We start from the raw sequence: 19,210 nt of genomic DNA on the forward strand, positions 1-19,210 counted from the left end.
TCCATCAGATGAGGCAATTGTTTGATTTTCGAGGTCAACTTCAATTATTGAATTCGCACCCTTTTCTGCATCCCTCATTAGAATATCGACCTGATCTTGCGGCAAAACCACGGGCAAAATACCATTTTTAAAACAGTTATTATAAAAGATATCAGCAAACGAAGTGGAAACGACGCACTTTATCCCAAAATCTGCAATCGCCCAGGGTGCATGTTCTCGCGAAGAGCCACATCCAAAATTATCACCCGCCACTAAAATCTTTGCTTCTCTATATTGAGTTTTATTTAAAACGAAATCTGGCTTCTCATTTCCCTCACGGTCATAGCGCATTTCATCGAATAAGTTTACACCCAAACCAGAGCGTTTAATCGTCTTTAAAAAGATTTTTGGTATAATCATATCGGTATCTATATTTACCAAAGGCATGGATGCGGCCACACCAGCTAATTTTTCAAATTTTTCCATTATTGGATCTCCCTCACATCGGTAAGCTTCCCAGTAATTGCCGCTGCTGCCGCCATCGCGGGAGAGACCAAATGTGTTCTTCCACGATAACCCTGGCGCCCCTCAAAGTTACGATTGGAAGTTGATGCACAACGCTCTCCTTCAGCCAGCTGATCTGGATTCATAGCCAGACACATTGAACACCCCGCCAGCCTCCACTCAAAACCAGCCTTGCGAAATATTTCCGCGATTCCCTCTTCTTCCGCTTGCATTCGGACCAATCCAGAACCTGGTACAACCATTGCACGCATACCATCCTTAACTTTCTTGCCCTTTAGGATTTCAGATGCAGCACGCAAGTCTTCAATCCTACCATTCGTACAAGATCCTATAAAAACGGTATCAATTTCTATTTCGGATAATTTTTGGCCAGCTTTCAGACCCATATACTCCAAAGATCGTTTAACAGCTTCAATCTTACCACCAGAAAAGCTTTCCGGATCAGGCACTGCGGCCGTAATGGGCAAAACGTCCTCGGGCGATGTACCCCACGTTACTAATGGCGCTATCTCCTCTCCTTTTATGGTGACAACCTTATCAAATTTAGCCTCTTCATCGCTGAAAAGGGTTTTCCAGTAGGCAAGCGCCATTTCCCAAGACGCTCCTTTGGGGCTGTGGGGTCGGCCTCTACAATATTCAAAAGTCTTTTTGTCAGGAGCAATTAAACCAGCTCGCGCACCACCTTCTATGGCCATATTACAGACTGTCATACGACCTTCCATCGAAAGCTCTCGGATCGCTTGTCCACAATATTCTATTACATAACCCGTTCCTCCGGCTGTTCCTGTCTCACCAATAACAGCCATTGTGATATCTTTTGCCGTAACACCCGGCCGCAATGAACCGGTAATCTCTACTTTCATATTTTTAGATTTCTTTTGGATTAAGGTCTGGGTCGCCAAAACATGTTCTACCTCCGAGGTGCCAATCCCATGTGCAAGAGCGCCAAATGCACCATGTGTCGCTGTGTGGCTATCACCACATACAACCGTCATTCCCGGTAATGTCCAGCCCTGCTCAGGACCTACAATATGCACTATCCCCTGGCGAATATCGGAAACTGGATAATAATGTACTCCAAAATCCTTTGCATTTTTGTCCAATGCTTCGACTTGAATCCGGCTTTCCTCATTATCGATACCATCATTTCTGTTTGATGTTGTAGGAACATTATGATCCGGAACCGCTATGGTTTTTTCTGGGGCGCGTACTTTTCGTCCCAACAGACGCAAACCCTCAAAAGCTTGCGGGGATGTAACTTCATGTACCAAATGACGATCTATGTACAGCAAGCAAGTGCCGTCTGGATCCATTTGTACAATGTGAGCGTCCCATATCTTGTCGTATAATGTTTTTGCCGTAGACATTTTGTTCCTCTTAAAAATCCCAGATAAAGGTTTGCTTTATTATTTAACACCAACCTAATAAGACCAATTACCAGCAGCTTCAAGAGATATAGAAAGTCATACTTTACATAATGTTTACATCTCTCTGCTTTGATCGTTGAGAATATCTAATATAGATGCTAATATATAAGTATCTTTTTATAGGAGGGCTAAACTCTGACCTTGAATATCCAGGCGGCCATCACCGCAAGTAGGACTTCTCCAAATCAAAATGGAGACTTTAAAGAATCTAGCGAAATGCTATTGAACTGTATAATCAAATCCCTATCCGAAAATAAAGCAGAAGACATTACCACCATCGATCTGAGAGGAAGAACGTCGATTGGAGATTACATGGTAGTGGCATCTGGAAGATCAACGCGTCAAGTCTCTTCAATATCTCAAAAATTAGTTGATATATTAAAAACCGAGCTTGGGCGCATTTCAAAAGTTGAGGGCAAAGACGCCGGTGATTGGGTATTAATTGATACAGGGGATGTAATTGTCCATGTATTCCGACCAGAGGTCAGAGAATTCTACCAAGTCGAAAAAATGTGGACACCCATGGACCAGAAATAAAGGTCACTAATATGCTAGGTGTTACTATCTGCGCGGTTGGTCGGCTTAGGCAGAGCCCGGAAGCAGTCTTAGTATCTGACTACATTACTCGCTTCAACAAATTAGGACGACAATTGGGTTTAGGGCCCGCGAATATCGTTGAGGTTGAGGACAAAACAAATAGTGGTATTTCTGCGGAGGCTATTCTCCTTGAGAAATCTATACCTAAAAATTCCGTAGTCTGCATTTTGGATGAAAATGGGAAAGCGATGACCTCACCAAATCTTGCCTCTCTTTTTTCAAATTGGAACGATAATTCAATCAAAAATGTCACATTTTTAATAGGTGGGGCTGATGGCATTGAACCAAATTTGAAAAAAAAAGCAAATTACAGTTTATCTTTTGGTAGAATGGTATGGCCACATAGTTTGGCAAGGGTTATGCTAGCAGAACAAATATATAGAAGTGCTACTATACTTTTAAAAACTCCATATCACCGTAATTAATTTTTCATTAAATAATAAAAAAATACCAATTTTAAGGTCAGAATATTGAAAAAATATAGCCCAGTAGTCTTATGTATTCTTGATGGTTGGGGACAAAGCGATACGGTTGAAGGCAATGCCCCACTGATTGCTAAAACACCCAATTTTGATACTATCATGGCCAACAGTATTACTGCAAAACTAGTCACTCATGGAACAGATGTAGGCTTACCACATGGCCAGATGGGTAACTCCGAAGTAGGTCACACAAATATTGGAGCTGGCCGGGTAGTATCTATGGACCTTGGTCAAATTGACTTAGAAATTGAGAATGGTTCTTTTTACAAAAACAACGCGATTTTGGAGTTCGTTCAATCAGTAAAATCTAGCCAAGGTATAGCACACGTTATCGGGTTGTTGTCAGACGGTGGCGTCCATGGACATATAGACCATCTACTGGCCTCATTAAAAATTTTTTCAGAAGAAAAGGTAGGAGTCGCCCTACACCTCATTACAGATGGACGTGACGTTGCACCAGTCTCTGCGCTTAAATATGCGGACAAATTATTAAAAGAAATGCCCAGCAATGTAGAAATTTCTACGATTACTGGAAGATACTACGCTTTGGACAGAGACAATCGGTGGGAAAGAATAAGCCAAGCTTACAACGCGATTATAAAATCAGAATCTGACGTTGTTTGTCAAAATATTCATGAGGCAATCAATTCCGCGTACAAAAGTAATTTGACCGATGAATTCATTCCAGCAACTATCATAAACGGCTACCAAGGTGTAAAAGACGGCGATGGTATATTTTGTTTAAATTTTCGCTCCGATCGCGCAAGGGAAATATTGAGCGCAATTGGTGATCCAAGCTTTAAGTCATTTTCAGTTGGCGACAGGCCAAAACTCTCAAGCTTATTAGGCATGGTGGAGTACTCAAAACAACACAATAAGTTCATGGAGACGTGTTACCCAAAAGAAATTATAAGAAACACACTAGGCGAATGGGTTGCTAAAAATGGCAGAACCCAATTTCGCGTGGCCGAAACCGAAAAATATCCGCATGTTACCTTTTTTCTGAATGGCGGAACGGAGTTACCTTTTGAGGGTGAAACTAGAGATATGCTACCATCTCCTAAGGTTGCAACATATGATTTGCAGCCAGAGATGTCCGCAGAAAAAGTTACGGATCGCTTAGTTAACGCAATAGGAGCCGGCATCGATTTTATTGTCGTTAATTATGCTAATCCTGACATGGTTGGTCATACCGGCAACCTTGAGGCAGCGGTAAAAGCATGTGAAGCAGTAGACGCTGGACTAGGTCAATTGATGGCTTCTATAAAAGATAAGAATGGATGCCTTATAATGACGGCAGATCATGGAAATTGCGAGGTTATGATAGATCCAGAAACTAAAATAAATCATACCGCCCACACAACAAATCTGGTACCATTTGCAATTTATGGTGTAGATCAGAATATAGAACTACGAAAACATGGTCGCCTTGCAGATGTGGCACCAACAGTGCTTTGCTTAATGGGATTACAACAGCCTCCTGAAATGACGGGAAAAAGTATGATCGAGAAAGAAAATTGCGATTAAAGATTGCCATTTTTTTTATTCTTTTGGGTGTCGGGTTCGCCCCAAAATTGCTGGCTTATGAAACTATTTTTTCTCAAACGCAAATTATTATTGATGACTTAAATATCGCTCGAACCAAACTGAGTTCTGCCGATTCTTATCGTAACAGGATAAAAGCACTTTCCAATTTAATTCAAAAAACTGAGAACTCATTAAGTGATTTAAGATCTAAGTATAGGTTTATTAAATTACAGACAGGAAAACTAAACAAAGACCTTATATTTCAAAAAGAGAAAATATCAAAACTGGCAGGTGCACTATTAGTTGTGGGACAAGAGCCCCTTCAATCAAAATTATTACACCCAGAAGGTGCATTAAATACTGCTCGTTCATCACTAATTTTATCTGATATTTTAGAGGGGATACGTACTGAAGCTGAGGGGCTTAATAAAGATCTAGACAAGCTGCAGCTATTAACAAACCTTAGTCAAAGGGCGGAAAAGGAAATGCAGCTTTCTCTTGAAATTATTCAAACCGCAAGAGCCACTCTTGTAAAAGCAGCATCCGATAGAACGGACCTTCCACAGCGTTTTATTGATGATCCAGAAAAAATCTCCTCATTATCAAAAAGCTCCAAATCATTGGGTGAATTTGCTGTTGCACTGAATTTTCTGGAGAGAAAGCTCATTATACCGAACGAACCCATTTTAAAAAATAATAAAGGAGGCTTGGCTCCTCCAACCGAAGGTTTGGTCACTCGCAAATTTAATGAGGCAGATGCTGCTGGGATAGTAAGGCCAGGAATAATTATACGTACTAAAGAATATGCAATTGTAACTTCACCTGTCGCCGCGACAGTGCGCTATGCAGGACCCTTATCAGACTATGGAATGGTATCCATTTTGGAACCTAGTGAAGGGATTTTATTTATTTTCGCAGGCTTAAATCAAGTATTTGGTGAGCCAGGTCAAATACTGCCTGAAGCAAGCCTTGTGGGATTGATGGGAGGTGAGGATATAAATATTGAAACTTTTACAACTGAAAAAGAATTGAATAGTGGAAGACTTTCACAATCCCTATATATTGAAGTAAGACGCAATAATGAACCCCAAAATCCGTTTGACTGGTTCGAATTCGATAAGGAATAATGATATGAAGAAGTATTTGTTAGCTGGAATTGTGGGGTGTGCTTTAGGGGCTCTAGTATCTGTTAAATTAGCAGGGCCAGTATTAGCACAAGATGCAGAAACCAAAAAAACAATATACGAACAATTAGACCTCTTTGGAGATATTTTTGAACGCATCCGATCTGAGTATGTTGAAGAAGTAAGCAGCAAGGATCTAATTGAAGCAGCCATCGACGGAATGCTCACATCACTTGACCCTCATTCGAGTTATCTATCTGCAGATGATGCTGCCAAAATGAGAGTACAAACAAGAGGTGAGTTTGGAGGTCTGGGAATAGAAGTTACCCAGCAAGAAGGTTTCGTAAAGGTAGTTTCACCGATCGATGGTACTCCAGCTGACGCTGCAGGCATGGAAGCGGGAGATTTCATAACTCATGTTGATGGCCAGAGCTTATTGGGATTAACTCTTGACGAGGCAGTAGGAATGATGAGGGGACCTGTTGGATCTGAAATTGTAATTACAGTTGTAAGAGAAGGAGAGGATGAACCCTTCGATGTCTCAATAATTCGCGACACAATCAAGTTAACCGCAGTACGAGCCAGAACCGAAGGTGACACAGTGGTACTTAGAATAACTACCTTTAATGATCAAACCTACCCAAATCTAGTTGATGGCTTAGAAAAGCAGGTTAATGAAGCTGGAGGCATGGAAAATATAAACGGAATAGTTCTTGACTTACGAAACAATCCCGGTGGACTTCTAAACCAAGCAATTCGAGTATCAGACGCCTTTTTAGAAAAAGGAGAAATTGTTTCCACACGCGGTAGATACAGCAAAGATAGTGAACGATATACCGCAAAGCCGGGAGACTTGGCAGATGGAAAGCCAATTGTTGTCTTAATAAATGGCGGATCTGCATCTGCCTCTGAAATTGTTGCAGGCGCTTTACAAGATCACCGCAGGGCAATTGTTGTTGGCACCCGTAGTTTTGGTAAAGGTTCCGTTCAAACTGTCATGCCCCTAAGGGGCGAGGGAGCAATGAGACTTACAACATCCCGCTATTACACTCCTTCTGGAAGATCTATACAAGCTTTGGGTGTATCACCTAATATTATAGTCGAACAGCCAAAGAGAAAAAGTGCAGATTCAGAGGAAGAAGAAAGTAGGCGTAATCGTAGTGAAGCAGATCTTAGAGGTGCACTCTCCAATGATAGCCTTTCAGAAGATGAAATTCAGCAGATAGAGGCTGATAGGCTGAAAGCAGAAAATGCTGCTAAACTACGAGAAGACGATTATCAATTAGCCTATGCAATTGATATTTTAAGTGGCCTATCTGCTATCGCCATCCAGAATTAATGCAAACCATATATAAAGATCTCCCATATCGAGCCAATGTTGGGATAATGTTGGTAAATGATGACGGATATGTATTTGTGGGTCAAAGGTTAGACAACAATCAAAATGCTTGGCAAATGCCACAGGGAGGTATTGATGGAAATGAAGAACCTGAAACAGCAGCATATAGAGAACTATTAGAAGAAACGGGCGTTAAAAGACACAACGTTCAATTGATTGCTTCAACTTCAAAATGGCTATCATATGATTTACCAGAGGACTTAATCCCTAAACTTTGGAATGGTAAGTACAGAGGTCAAAAACAAAAATGGTTTTTATTTAAATTTCTTGGCAAAGACACAGACATAAACATTACCACTGAGCAACCTGAGTTTTCAAAATGGAAATGGATATCAAAAGAATATTTATTAGATGAAATAGTTCCATTTAAAAAATCTGTTTATAAAACTGTTCTTGAAGAGTTTGATAATATTTAAACAATCTCAAAACTTGAGTTTGTATCCCTCAAGAGCCCTATAAAATGGCAATGCATTTCTTGAAATTCCGTTTTGCTCCGAATTAAGAATTGGGAGATTAGCCTCTTCACCAGAAAAACCTTCCGACAAATGAACAGACCCATACCAATGACTAGCCCAAATTCCATCACTTTTGTGTCCACCTTTTGGCCAAGAAAGCATTTCAGACATAAATTCTAAACCAACCTCGTTACAAAGACATTCTAAAGCTGATCGGGGGTCTTTGCGAATATCAAAGCTATCAATAACTATCGGTTTTTGACCAATTGAAGAAACATAATTAAATAAATTAAGTTGTTGTTTGAACCCTATGTCCTCAATAGTGGCATGATTTAATTTTTCACCAAAACTTTTTATGACCCTCGCAGGGTGTCTGATTAAAAAAACATTTATTACTTTTTTCATCCAGGTTAGATCAAAATCTTTGAGCATATGCTGAGTCATATGTTTTTGATAACGATGAGACCCACCGTCATATTTTTTATTTAACAAGTCACTTATAACAGACTCTGGATCTATCTGCTGAGATGAAATTATTTCATCTCGCATTGGATGAACGATCCCAGTTTTATTTAGATATGCTGCATAAAAGGGCTCATCAATAACATCAAAATCAGGCCTATTTCCAAATGAATACATCATCGCTGTTGATAAATTTCTAGGTCCAGACCACATTGCAATTTGCATTAATTTGTGACTTTCTTGATTAGGTCTTTATAGGCTTGTCTTAAGAAACTGGTTATTGGACCCATAGTGCCATCACCTATTACTCTCCCATCAATTTCACCTACTGGAGTTTGGGCACCAAAAGTGCCTGTTAAAAATGCTTCTTTAGCACTGTAAGTCTCTGATAATGAAAAATTTTTTTCATAAACTTCTATATTATTCTCTTTACATAAATCTATAACTTTTTGACGGGTAATGCCGTTCATGCAGTAATCACCAGTGCTGGTCCAAACTTGCTCTTTTCGAACTATGAAAAAATTACACGCATTTGTTGTGTTAACAAAACCATTCACATCCAACATTAAAGCCTCATCTGCACCAGCTTTCTCTGCAGCAATACAAGCTAAAACGCAATTGAGCTTTGAATGACTATTCAGTTTTGGATCTTGCGACATAGGTAAACCCCTTATATGCGGGACGCTAGCTAATTTAATTGGCCTTGGTAATTTTGGCTGCGAATGCTCAGCTATAATTACAAATGTTGGACCTGATTGAGATAACGATGGATGCTGAAAGGGACGGGTTTTAACCCCTCTGGTAACCATAAGTCTAGCGTGAGCATCAGTATGCATCGAGTTAGCCTGCTGAACTTGCACAAGAGCTTTCTCAACTGCCTCTCGATCAAGCCCGATATCTAGATCGATTGCACGCGCTGCCTCAAAAAGACGATCAAGATGTTCATCAATGAAAGTCCATTGTCCGTTGTGCAATCTCAATCCTTCCCAAACACCATCTCCAAGCATAAACCCGCTATCATAGACACTTACTACTGCATTTGCTTTCTCAACAATGTCACCATTGAGATAAATTTTAAGATCTTCATTTCGAAAATCCTCTTTAGCTTGATGGGTACTTACATGCATTGACGCGATACTCTTTCGGTTGTTTTGAAGTGGTTTCATATTAGTGACGCAAAAAGCTTCAATATAAAATAATAAATTTGTTTCAATGGACTAAATTGAATTTAAATCTAAGTCGAACTTCAAACAATATTTTAAATACGCAAGGGCAAGCAATGCTTTCAAGATTCTTACTCAAATCTGTTATTCTTTTTATTGGTTCTATGTTTGGTCAAAACATGTTGTTAGCAGGAACAGATAAGATTGTTGTGGCAGGTGGCTGCTTTTGGTGTGTTGAAGCCGATTTCGAAGGTCTTGAAGGAGTAAAAGAAGCAATCTCAGGATATACGGGTGGGACCTCACAAAACCCCACCTACAAAGAAGTCGTTCAAGGTGGTACTGGCCACTATGAAGCAGTGGAAATTGAATTTGATCCTGCCATAATTACATTAGACGAGATCTTGCATATTTTTTTGAGATCCGTTGATGTCACAGATGATGGAGGGCAATTCTGTGACCGTGGAGAAAGTTACAGAACGGCTATATTTACAAAAAACAAAATACAAGATGAAAAAGCAAAGGCCGCGATAGAAAAAGCAGAACAAGAACTTGATAGAAAAATAGTTACCCCAATAATTAAATTGGAAAAATTTTACATCGCCGAAGATTATCACCAAGATTACTATAAAGGCGAAAATTTTGTTCTCACCAGATTTGGTCCAAGAAAACAATCTAATGCGTATAAACTCTACAGGAATTCATGTAGAAGAAACGATACCGTCAAAGAGCTTTGGGGGTCTTCAGCGCAATTTACGGAATAAACTACGATGATGATTAAATATGACCCTAGCTTTGATGCGTGCCGACTTTGCAGGATGCCAGAACAGCCATATTTAATATATCTGTTGCATTTGAGGCTGTAGAACAAATCTGAATGGATTTATCTATGCCCGTAAGAATTGGGCCAATAACCGTTGCACCAGCCATTTCTTGCATCAGTTTAACGGAAATACTAGCTGAATGACGTGCCGGCACAACCAGTATATTCGCAGGGCCTGTTAAGCGACAAAAGGGATACGCTTCCATCGCCTTCATATTCAGAGCGACATCTGCTGTCATTTCTCCCTCATATTCAAAATTAACTGACCTAGCATCAAGTTCTGCTGGTGCGAGATACATTTTTTCTGCTCGCTCGGATACTGGATGGCCAAATGTTGAGAAGCTTACGAATGCAACCCTTGGCTCTAAACCTAATTGGCGAGCTACCACTGCCGCATTTTCCGCAATATCAGCCAGATCCTTTTCATTAGGCCACTCTTGGACCAAAGTATCACTTATTAATATTATTCTTCCCTTGTGAATTAATGCTGTGACCCCTGTAACACCATTATCAGCATTTGCATCAAATACGTGATTAATTCTATCAAGAACAATTGCTGATTTTCTGGTCACCCCTGTAACCAGACCGTCTCCATGTCCATGTGCCAACATCAATGCAGCAAAAACATGCCTATCTCTTGAGGCTATTCTGTGTACATCTGCTGGATCAAAACCTTTTCTCTTCAGGCGGTCATATAAAAAATCTTTATAGGATTCCAAGTGCTCTGTTTTTGCGGCATTAACTACCTTAAGCTCATTAATAGCGTCTGCTAAGCCTAAATCTTCAAGCTTAGATTTTACGTCATCATCTCTTCCAACTACAAGAGACTTACCCAGACCACTACGCTGATATGTTACAGCGGCTCTAAGAACTCTTGGGTCGTCACCCTCTGCAAATATCATCGTTGCTTGGTTTGACCGGGCCCTAACATGCATGCCTTGTAGAATTGACGCAGTTGGATCCATCCTGGATTTTAGAGATAATTCATAATTGGGAAGGTCGATGATTGGACGCCTCGCCGCTCCCGTTTGCATTCCAGCTTTTGCAACAGCCGGCGGGATTCGAAAAATCAAGCGCGGATCAAATGGGGTTGGTATAATATAATCGCGCCCAAACTTTAATTCCCTTCCGTAAGCTACAGCAACCTCATCTGGCACATCTTCGCGAGCAAGTTCCGCAAGGGCGGTAGCACATGCTATCTTCATCTCTTCATTAATTGCCCTGGCATGAATATCTAAAGCCCCTCGAAACAGATATGGAAATCCCAAAACGTTGTTAACTTGGTTTGGATAATCGCTTCTGCCAGTAGCAACAATCGCATCAACACGAACCTCATGTGCTTCTTCAGGAGTTATTTCAGGATCAGGATTTGCCATTGCAAATATTACTGGATCTTTTGCCATGGTCTTAAGCATCTCTTGGGTAACAGCACCTTTAACGGAAACACCAATAAACACGTCTGCTCCATCTAATGCTTCCGCCAATGTTCTTGACTTTGTTTTTGCTGCATGTGCAGATTTCCATTGGTTCATACCCTCTGTACGTCCCTGGAAAATTACTCCTTTTGTATCACAAACTATACAGTTTTCATGACGAGCACCCATAAACTTTAAAAGCTCAATACAAGCTATTCCTGCTGCACCCGCACCATTCAAAACAATTTTTACTTCTTCGATCTTCTTATCGGATAAGTACAAAGCGTTTATTAGACCAGCTGCACAAATTACTGCTGTTCCGTGTTGATCGTCATGAAATACAGGAATGTCCATCTCATCCTTAAGGCGCTGTTCAATAATAAAACACTCTGGAGCCTTAATGTCCTCCAGATTGATACCACCGAAAGTTGGCCCCATCAGTTTTACTGCCCTGCAAAACTCATCAGGATCTTCTGTATCTAGTTCTATATCGATTGAATTAACATCAGCGAACCTTTTAAATAAAACCGACTTCCCTTCCATAACAGGTTTACTTCCTAGCGCCCCAAGATTTCCCAATCCTAAAACGGCACTCCCGTTAGAAATTACTGCAACTAAATTTCCTTTGTTTGTGTAGTCATAGGCGAGCTCAGGGTTTTCCGAAATTTCCGAACAAGGCACTGCAACACCGGGAGAATATGCCAGTGATAAATCACGCTGAGTTGCCATAGGGACTGTAGCATTAACCTCCCATTTTCCCGGTACTGGCTCCATGTGAAACGCAAGTGCTTCATCTCTAGTAAACTTTGTATTTTTCATTAGTAAATTCCCCAGCTGTAAAGTAACTGTACTATCATGATTACCGAGATACTATAATTTGTTTTCTGTTCAGTTTTATCGAATAGTCTAATAGGCTTAAAAGATAATAAATGTAAGGAGATTTTTGTGACACCTATGATGGCTCAGTATCTGGAGATTAAAGGTCAATATCCTGATGCTCTGCTATTTTATAGGATGGGTGATTTCTACGAATTATTCTTTGATGACGCTGTAACAGCATCGAGAATTCTTGATATCGCACTCACAAAAAGAGGTAAAATCAACAACGTTGATATTCCTATGTGTGGAGTTCCTCATCACTCATCCGAAAGTTACCTATTAACCTTAATTAAGTCAGGTCACAAAGTAGCTGTATGTGAACAGTTAGAAAGCCCTGCAGAGGCAAAAAAAAGGGGCTCAAAATCAGTTGTAAAACGTGACGTTGTGAGGCTAGTGACCCCCGGCACATTGACGGAGGACAGCCTTTTAGAAGCAAGGTCAAACAATTTTTTGGCGGCATATTCATTAGTAAGAGAAGAGCACAGCTTAGCATGGGTAGACATTTCCACAGGTTTAATGAGTGTCTTATCTCTAAATAAAGTTGAAGACTTTCTTGCAGAATTAGCACGTTTAACACCATCTGAAGTGCTCATAGTTGAAAATGTTGATAAGAATGTTGTTGAAGCAATAAAAGAAAACGGTGCAACGGCAACGCAAAGAGGTAAATCTGCATTTGATAGCACTTCTGGGGAAGAACGATTAAAGACACTCTTCTCAGTTTCTTCTTTGGATGCATTTGGAGGATTTAGCCGATCACAAATATCCGCGCTCGGTGCATTAGCTGAATATTTAGATGCTACCCAAAAAGGTAAGCTGCCAATACTCAGACCACCACGAGTTGAGTTAAAAGCAGATAGTATGCAGATAGATGCTGCAACAAGACGAAATCTCGAATTGACAAAATCAATTAATAAAGGAACGAAACATGGGTCTTTGCTGGGAACTATTGACCTCACAGTAACAGCAGCGGGCGGAAGGCTTTTAGAGCGTCGCATATCATCTCCAAGCATGGATTTAGCTCTAATTAAAAATAGGCATCAAGCTCTTGAATTTCTGATTGACAACGTTGAGCTAAGCGAGACCCTTACCACTTTACTAAAGAGTGTGCCTGATCTTGAACGTGCCCTCTCAAGAGTGTCTTTGGACCGTGCAGGCCCAAGAGATTTGGTAAACATCTGTAGAAGCTTGGCACAGGGGAAACAAATAGCTAAGAGTTTAAAAGATCAAGACCTTCCTGAAGAGATAATAATAGCAGTTGAAAAACTTACAGGGCATGAAGAAATTATTTCGATACTTGAGAAAGCAATAGTTCCTGAGCCACCACTACTGATCCGTGATGGTGGGTTTGTTTCAGAAAAATATAACTCAGAATTAGATGAAACCAGGAACTTAAAAAAAGATGGTACTAAAATAATTGCTGAGATGCAGAGAGATCTAATAGAACTCACTAACGTTCAGTCCCTGAAAATTAAATTCAACAATGTTCTTGGCTATTTCATAGAAACTACCACAAAGAATGCAGAAAAGCTTCAGAACAGCTCAATGTCAGATAGATTTATTCATCGGCAAACCACCGCTAATCAAATGCGCTTCACTACATTAGATTTATCGGAGACCGAAACCAAAATCATAAATGCAAATGCGAGAGCTTTAGAAATAGAGAAACGTATTTTTAACGAATTGAGTTCATTGGTAATCAAAAATTTTGAAAAACTATCTAGTGCTGCCGTGGCTTTAGCCGTGCTCGATGTTACTAACAGCTTGGCGACTTTAGCGCTTCAAGAAGACTGGTGTAAACCTAACGTAGACAAGTCTAAGACCTTTGAAATCGAAAGTGGGCGCCACGTTGTGGTTGAGAGGGCACTAAAAAATGAAGGTAAGGGCTTCATCCCAAATGACTGTCAATTAAGCGATGGGTCTATTTGGCTACTAACCGGGCCTAATATGGCGGGCAAATCAACTTTCCTTAGGCAAAATGCCTTAATAACTATTCTAGCACAAATGGGATCTTTTGTTCCTGCTACTAAAGCTCATATTGGGGTCGTAAGTCAGTTGTTTAGTAGAGTTGGTGCTTCTGATGACCTCGCTAGAGGCAGGTCAACATTCATGGTTGAGATGGTAGAAACGGCTGCAATTTTAAACCAAGCTGACGATCGAGCATTAGTAATTTTAGATGAAGTCGGCCGAGGTACAGCAACATATGATGGGTTAGCAATCGCCTGGTCAACATTGGAGTATCTTCATGAAGTCAACAAATCCAGATCTCTATTTGCCACGCATTATCACGAGATAACCACCCTTTCAGATACGCTAACAAGGGTTAAAAATGCAACTGTTGCTGTAAAAGAGTGGAAGAATGAGGTGATTTTTCTTCATGAAGTACGCCAGGGGGCTGCCGATCGCTCCTATGGGCTCCAGGTTGCAAAATTAGCTGGGCTACCCGCTACAGTTATCAACCGAGCAAATGTCATTCTTAATGAGCTCGAAAAAAGAGACACCGAGAAAGGCCCTGCGAAGGAGCTTCTTGGAGAGGGTTTACCTCTATTTTTACATCACCTAAATGATGACTTTAACGCAGACGCCGACCATAATAAAGAACTGTTGAACGAGTTAAAAGACATTTACCCAGATCAAATATCGCCCAATGAAGCGTTACAAATATTGTATAAACTTAAAGAAATTTCTGATAAAACCGACCTTTGAAGAATATCGCTTAACTAACCATCTACAGACGATGATACACCGACTTTGGCCGGTCTTAAGAGCCTATCGTGAAGCATAAATCCTTCGCCTGAAACTTGTATAATATCACCAGCTTTCGTATCGGGTAAAGGTGCCTCAAACATCGCTTCATGAAGTTTTGGATCAAATTTATCACCAACTTCTGGAGATATTAAAGTAATACCATGCTTTGTAAAAACATTTAGCAATTCACGCATCGTTAATTCAACACCCTCGATTAAACCTGAGGCGACCGACCGCTGCTCCTCTGTGACTGCGTCAACAGCTCTTTTTAGATTGTCATATACCGGAAGCAAATCTCTTGCTAACTTTGATCCCCCATAATTTTCAGCCTCTCTACGATCTTTATCAGCACGCTTCCGTGCATTTTCCGCGTCGGCTAAAGCGCGTACAAAACGATCCCTAAATTCATCTCGCTCACTCTTAATAGCCTCTAACTCATCTAATCGATCTGCTTCTTCGTTAATATTAATCATTTCCACTTCTGCTTCTTCGGAAGCGGCATCTTCTATGTCATCTAAAAAGTCGTCCTCTTTGGGGTCCGCCATATTTCACCTCTAACTACGATCGGAAATTAGTTTTCCAACCAGTTGCGCTGTATAATCCACAATTGGCACGATGCGGCCATAGTTTAATCTCGTTGGACCAATCACACCAACCGCACCGATAACCTTTTTATCAGAATTCATATAGGGAGAAAAAACCAAAGATGAACCCGAAAGTGAAAAAAGTTTGTTTTCTGAGCCAATAAATATGCGAACACCATCACTTTGTTCAGTCAAGTCAAGAAATTCTTCTATATCTTGCTTTCTTTCCAAGTCATTAAATAAAAGTCTAATGCGTTCAAGCTCTTCTTCTTCCGCCTCGCTTGCAAGTAGATTCGCTCGCCCCCTAACAATTAATCTTTCTTGCCTGTCTCCCTTAGCCTCCCAAAAGACAACTCCATTCTCGACAAGTTCTGCAGCTAAACTATCCAACTCCTGTCTTCTAATTGAAATTTCCTGTTTAATAATTTCCTTAGCTTGTGACAAGGTTCGACCTTGCATTATAGAATTTAAAAAGTTTGCTGCCTCTTTTAGTGAGCTTGGAGTTTGGCCTAACGGGGGTTTAAAAAGCCTATTCTCAACATGACCATTTGAAAAAACTAAAACAACAAGTGCTCGATCATGCGCAAGTGACACAAATTCAATGTGTTCTATTTCTGATTCCTGTTTCGGACTTAAAACTAAAGAGGCCCCCTGGGTTATACCAGAAAGAGCAGAACCTATTTTATCCAAAGCCCCTGCAATATCATTGGAGTTTTCATTTATGGTGCCATCAAGCTTTTCCCTATCCGTAATCTCTAAGCCGTCTACTTCAAGGAGGCCGTCCACAAACATTCTTAAACCTATTTGGGTCGGTATTCTACCTGAGCTAATATGCGGACTATCGAGCAAACCAAGATATTCTAAATCTTGCATAACGTTTCTGACGGTAGCAGCACTTAAATTTTCACTTAAACTTCGTGTTAAAGTTCTAGAGCCTACTGGTTCACCGCTTTGCAAATACCCCTCAACAACACGCTGAAAGACCTCCTTGGAACGATCATTCATTTCAGTTAAAATGTTATTCGATTTAGTCATAAATTTTCCTCACTAACTAAATAATGTAACGATAGGGAAAAGGTCAATCGGGGTTGCAAAATACATTAAAGGAAATGTATTCCTTTACCAAAAAAAGGAAATTTTATGCGTCCATCTGGTAGAAATCTTGACGAAATTCGACCTATTACAATTGAAACAAATGTTACAAAACATGCTGAAGGCTCCTGCCTTATCAAAATTGGAGATACCCACGTCCTATGTACCGCGACGGTGGAAGATAGAGTGCCACCATTTGTAAAGGGATCGGGCTTGGGATGGGTTACTGCAGAATATGGCATGTTGCCGAGATCAACCGGTAGCCGGATGCGTCGTGAAGCTGCCTCCGGAAAGCAAGGAGGGAGAACCGTTGAAATTCAGAGGTTAATTGGGCGATCTTTGCGAGCTGGTGTTGATAGAGTCGCGTTAGGCGAGAGACAAATAACAGTTGATTGTGATGTTATACAAGCAGATGGAGGCACCCGATGTGCATCAATTAGTGGTGGCTGGGTCGCTCTTAAGTTAGCGGTTAAAAAACTTTTAAAAGAGGGGACAGTAACAACCGATCCGTTAATTTCCCCAATAGCAGCTATCAGCTGTGGAATTTACGCTGGTCAGCCTATACTGGACCTAGATTATTCTGAGGACAGTGAGGCAGGAGTGGATGGAAACTTTATCATGATGGGATCTGGCAATATGATAGAAACACAGATCAGTGCTGAAGGATCAACGTATTCACGAAGCCAATTAGATGAACTTATGGACCTGGCTATTAAAGGTATCAAGGATTTGATAATAGCACAGGAAAAGGCAACTGAATGACAAGGAAATTTTCTGGCGAACAGCTAGTAATTGCCACTCATAATCAGGGTAAGCTCGAAGAAATCAGGCATTTATTTGAGCCATTCAAAATTAATATTATAGGAGCAAAGCAGCTTAATATTAATGAACCTGAGGAAACTGAGGATTCTTTTGTCGGTAATGCACGGATTAAGGCACACTTTTCTGCAAAAATGAGTAATTTGCCATCATTGGCTGATGACAGTGGGATTACCATTGACGCTCTAAACGGTGCTCCAGGGGTATATACCGCCGATTGGGCAGAAACTTCGGGAGGAAGGGACTTCGTATATGCTATGGAGAAAACTCATAATGCACTAAGTGAGGTTGATGCAGCATATCCAAGATCTGCGCAGTTTCGGTGTACCTTAGTTTTAGCATGGCCCGACGGTCATGATGAAGTTTTTGAAGGACTGATAGAGGGTTCTTTGGTGTGGCCTATGCGGGGAGAAAATGGTCACGGCTATGATCCAATTTTTTTACCTAACGGCTACAGTGAAACGTTTGGAGAAATGGACCGTTGGGAGAAGAATAAAATCAGCCACCGCGCTGACGCTTTTTCAAAATTATTATCTGGCTGTTTTTAATTGGAACAAGACTGGAAAAATGGTGGCTTTGGAATTTATATACACTGGCCTTTTTGTGAGTCCAAATGCCCATATTGTGACTTTAATAGCCATGTATCGCTAGAGATTGACCAAAAAGCCTGGCTCAAGGCATATCTAAAATGCCTTGAAAATGCTTCAAGAAAGACGACGCCAAGGCTACTTAACACGATATTTTTCGGAGGCGGCACTCCCAGCCTAATGAATCCCGAAGTGGTGTCTGAAATTATCGATAAAATTAAATCTCTTTGGACTGTTTCAAATGAGTTAGAAATAACTTTAGAGGCTAATCCGTCTTCCGTTGAGGCTATTAAATTTAAAGACTACCAACTCGCCGGTATCAATAGACTATCTGTTGGAGTACAGGCCCTAAATAATATAGATTTGAAAAGACTTGGACGCTTACACTCTGCAACCGAGGCGATTAATGCAATAGAAATTTCAAATTCTATTTTCAGTCAGACAAGTTTTGATCTTATCTACGCCAGGCAAGAGCAAACAGTTGATGAATGGTCCGCCGAGCTTGAAAGAGCACTTAGATTGCAAACCGGCCATATTTCTCTTTACCAATTGACTATTGAACAAGGTACTGCTTTCGATAGTTTGTACAAGAAAGGTAAACTCAGAGGGCTTCCAACGGATGATCACTCTGCGACCCTTTATGAGCTAACCCAAAGCCTGTGTGACAAATATAATTTGCCCGCGTATGAAGTGTCCAACCACGCAAAACCTGGGTCCGAAAGTAAACATAATCTAATTTATTGGAAGTATGGTGACTATTTAGGGATTGGGCCAGGGGCACACGGTCGTGTAACTGTCGATAACAAAAAAATTGCCACAGAGAGCGAGCGCAACCCTCAAAAATGGTTAAATGCTGTTATAAACGAAAAAATTTATGAAAATAATGCCAATATAGCACCTTTAGATCAGGCAAAAGAATATATTTTAATGGGTCTACGTATTGCCGAAGGAATATCTCTTTCAAGAGTGGAGAAGATTTGTGATCACAAAATAAAAGAACATAAAATTAGATACCTTTCTGATCTTGGGTTAATCACTATAGATGATGATAGGCTTTTCGTTAATACCTCTGGGCGACTAGTTTTAAACCAAATTATTAATAAGCTGACTGAGGATACTTTTTACTGAC

Annotated in this window: 18 protein-coding genes; 11 read left to right on the forward strand and 7 right to left on the reverse strand. The window is 40.5% G+C overall.

The features are described from left to right. Positions 1–465 (reverse strand): 3-isopropylmalate dehydratase small subunit (gene leuD, locus ACTF5Q_RS08210; RefSeq protein ID WP_438954143.1); only part of this gene is annotated, 465 nt, incomplete at its 3' end. Then, positions 465–1,871 carry a 3-isopropylmalate dehydratase large subunit gene (leuC, locus tag ACTF5Q_RS08215; protein ID WP_438954144.1) on the reverse strand — a complete coding sequence of 469 codons (1,407 nt, stop codon included), beginning with the start codon at positions 1,869–1,871 and terminating at the stop codon, positions 465–467. The genes leuC and leuD, both read right to left, overlap by 1 nt. Before the next feature lie 276 nt (positions 1,872–2,147). On the opposite strand from leuC, the gene rsfS reads away from it, so the two are divergent. From rsfS to ACTF5Q_RS08245, 6 genes are read left to right on the forward strand one after another with little or no spacing between them, the layout of a single operon-like run. Continuing rightward, a complete protein-coding gene (gene rsfS, locus ACTF5Q_RS08220) occupies positions 2,148–2,468 on the forward strand; it encodes a ribosome silencing factor (RefSeq protein ID WP_153691870.1) in 321 nt (106 codons plus the stop codon). Between the two features lie 11 nt (positions 2,469–2,479). Continuing rightward, entirely contained in the window at positions 2,480–2,953 is a 474-nt protein-coding gene (rlmH, locus tag ACTF5Q_RS08225; RefSeq protein ID WP_438954145.1) for a 23S rRNA (pseudouridine(1915)-N(3))-methyltransferase RlmH, read from the forward strand. 45 nt (positions 2,954–2,998) lie between these two features. Then, positions 2,999–4,537: a 2,3-bisphosphoglycerate-independent phosphoglycerate mutase gene (gpmI, locus tag ACTF5Q_RS08230; RefSeq protein ID WP_438954146.1), complete on the forward strand. Its 1,539-nt coding sequence runs from the start codon at positions 2,999–3,001 to the stop codon at positions 4,535–4,537. After that, a complete protein-coding gene (locus tag ACTF5Q_RS08235; protein WP_438954147.1) occupies positions 4,528–5,664 on the forward strand; it encodes a murein hydrolase activator EnvC family protein in 1,137 nt (378 codons plus the stop codon). The genes gpmI and ACTF5Q_RS08235 overlap by 10 nt, the downstream gene beginning before the upstream one ends. A 4-nt stretch (positions 5,665–5,668) precedes the next feature. After that, on the forward strand, positions 5,669–7,000 hold the full coding sequence (locus ACTF5Q_RS08240) for a S41 family peptidase (protein WP_438954260.1): 1,332 nt from the start codon (positions 5,669–5,671) through the stop codon (positions 6,998–7,000). Then, a complete protein-coding gene (locus ACTF5Q_RS08245; RefSeq protein WP_438954148.1) occupies positions 7,000–7,476 on the forward strand; it encodes an RNA pyrophosphohydrolase in 477 nt (158 codons plus the stop codon). The genes ACTF5Q_RS08240 and ACTF5Q_RS08245 overlap by 1 nt, the downstream gene beginning before the upstream one ends. A gap of 6 nt (positions 7,477–7,482) precedes the next feature. Here the strand turns inward: ACTF5Q_RS08245 and ACTF5Q_RS08250 are convergent, their stop codons facing one another. Both ACTF5Q_RS08250 and ACTF5Q_RS08255 read right to left on the reverse strand, forming a co-directional pair. Further along, the gene (locus tag ACTF5Q_RS08250; RefSeq protein WP_438954149.1) at positions 7,483–8,190 is read right to left on the reverse strand and encodes an HAD family hydrolase; all 708 of its coding nucleotides are present in this window, start codon (positions 8,188–8,190) and stop codon (positions 7,483–7,485) included. An 11-nt stretch (positions 8,191–8,201) separates the two neighbouring features. Continuing rightward, complete coding sequence (locus ACTF5Q_RS08255) at positions 8,202–9,104, reverse strand: D-amino acid aminotransferase (RefSeq protein ID WP_438954150.1); 903 nt, start codon at positions 9,102–9,104, stop codon at positions 8,202–8,204. A 152-nt stretch (positions 9,105–9,256) separates the two neighbouring features. On the opposite strand from ACTF5Q_RS08255, the gene msrA reads away from it, so the two are divergent. Continuing rightward, the gene (msrA, locus tag ACTF5Q_RS08260) at positions 9,257–9,901 is read left to right on the forward strand and encodes a peptide-methionine (S)-S-oxide reductase MsrA (RefSeq protein WP_438954151.1); all 645 of its coding nucleotides are present in this window, start codon (positions 9,257–9,259) and stop codon (positions 9,899–9,901) included. Between the two features lie 25 nt (positions 9,902–9,926). Here msrA and ACTF5Q_RS08265 read toward each other — a convergent pair whose 3' ends face one another. Continuing rightward, the gene (locus ACTF5Q_RS08265) at positions 9,927–12,194 is read right to left on the reverse strand and encodes an NADP-dependent malic enzyme (RefSeq protein WP_438954152.1); all 2,268 of its coding nucleotides are present in this window, start codon (positions 12,192–12,194) and stop codon (positions 9,927–9,929) included. Positions 12,195–12,329: 135 nt separating this feature from the next. On the opposite strand from ACTF5Q_RS08265, the gene mutS reads away from it, so the two are divergent. Beyond that, complete coding sequence (gene mutS, locus ACTF5Q_RS08270) at positions 12,330–14,957, forward strand: DNA mismatch repair protein MutS (RefSeq protein ID WP_438954261.1); 2,628 nt, start codon at positions 12,330–12,332, stop codon at positions 14,955–14,957. Between the two features lie 14 nt (positions 14,958–14,971). Here the strand turns inward: mutS and ACTF5Q_RS08275 are convergent, their stop codons facing one another. Both ACTF5Q_RS08275 and hrcA read right to left on the reverse strand, forming a co-directional pair. Continuing rightward, complete coding sequence (locus tag ACTF5Q_RS08275; protein WP_438954153.1) at positions 14,972–15,544, reverse strand: nucleotide exchange factor GrpE; 573 nt, start codon at positions 15,542–15,544, stop codon at positions 14,972–14,974. Between the two features lie 9 nt (positions 15,545–15,553). Further along, on the reverse strand, positions 15,554–16,618 hold the full coding sequence (gene hrcA, locus ACTF5Q_RS08280) for a heat-inducible transcriptional repressor HrcA (RefSeq protein ID WP_438954154.1): 1,065 nt from the start codon (positions 16,616–16,618) through the stop codon (positions 15,554–15,556). Positions 16,619–16,723: 105 nt separating this feature from the next. On the opposite strand from hrcA, the gene rph reads away from it, so the two are divergent. The 3 genes from rph to hemW are packed head-to-tail and all read left to right on the forward strand — an operon-like array spanning position 16,724 to position 19,209. Further along, complete coding sequence (gene rph / locus ACTF5Q_RS08285; protein ID WP_438954155.1) at positions 16,724–17,437, forward strand: ribonuclease PH; 714 nt, start codon at positions 16,724–16,726, stop codon at positions 17,435–17,437. After that, complete coding sequence (rdgB, locus tag ACTF5Q_RS08290) at positions 17,434–18,042, forward strand: RdgB/HAM1 family non-canonical purine NTP pyrophosphatase (protein WP_438954156.1); 609 nt, start codon at positions 17,434–17,436, stop codon at positions 18,040–18,042. The genes rph and rdgB overlap by 4 nt, the downstream gene beginning before the upstream one ends. Then, the gene (gene hemW / locus ACTF5Q_RS08295; protein WP_438954157.1) at positions 18,043–19,209 is read left to right on the forward strand and encodes a radical SAM family heme chaperone HemW; all 1,167 of its coding nucleotides are present in this window, start codon (positions 18,043–18,045) and stop codon (positions 19,207–19,209) included. Position 19,210: the final 1 nt, after the last annotated feature.

Source organism: Candidatus Salinivivens marinus, from assembly GCF_965655845.1.
In the GTDB taxonomy this organism is placed as follows: Bacteria; Pseudomonadota; Alphaproteobacteria; order Rhodobacterales; family Rhodobacteraceae; genus Salinivivens; species Salinivivens marinus.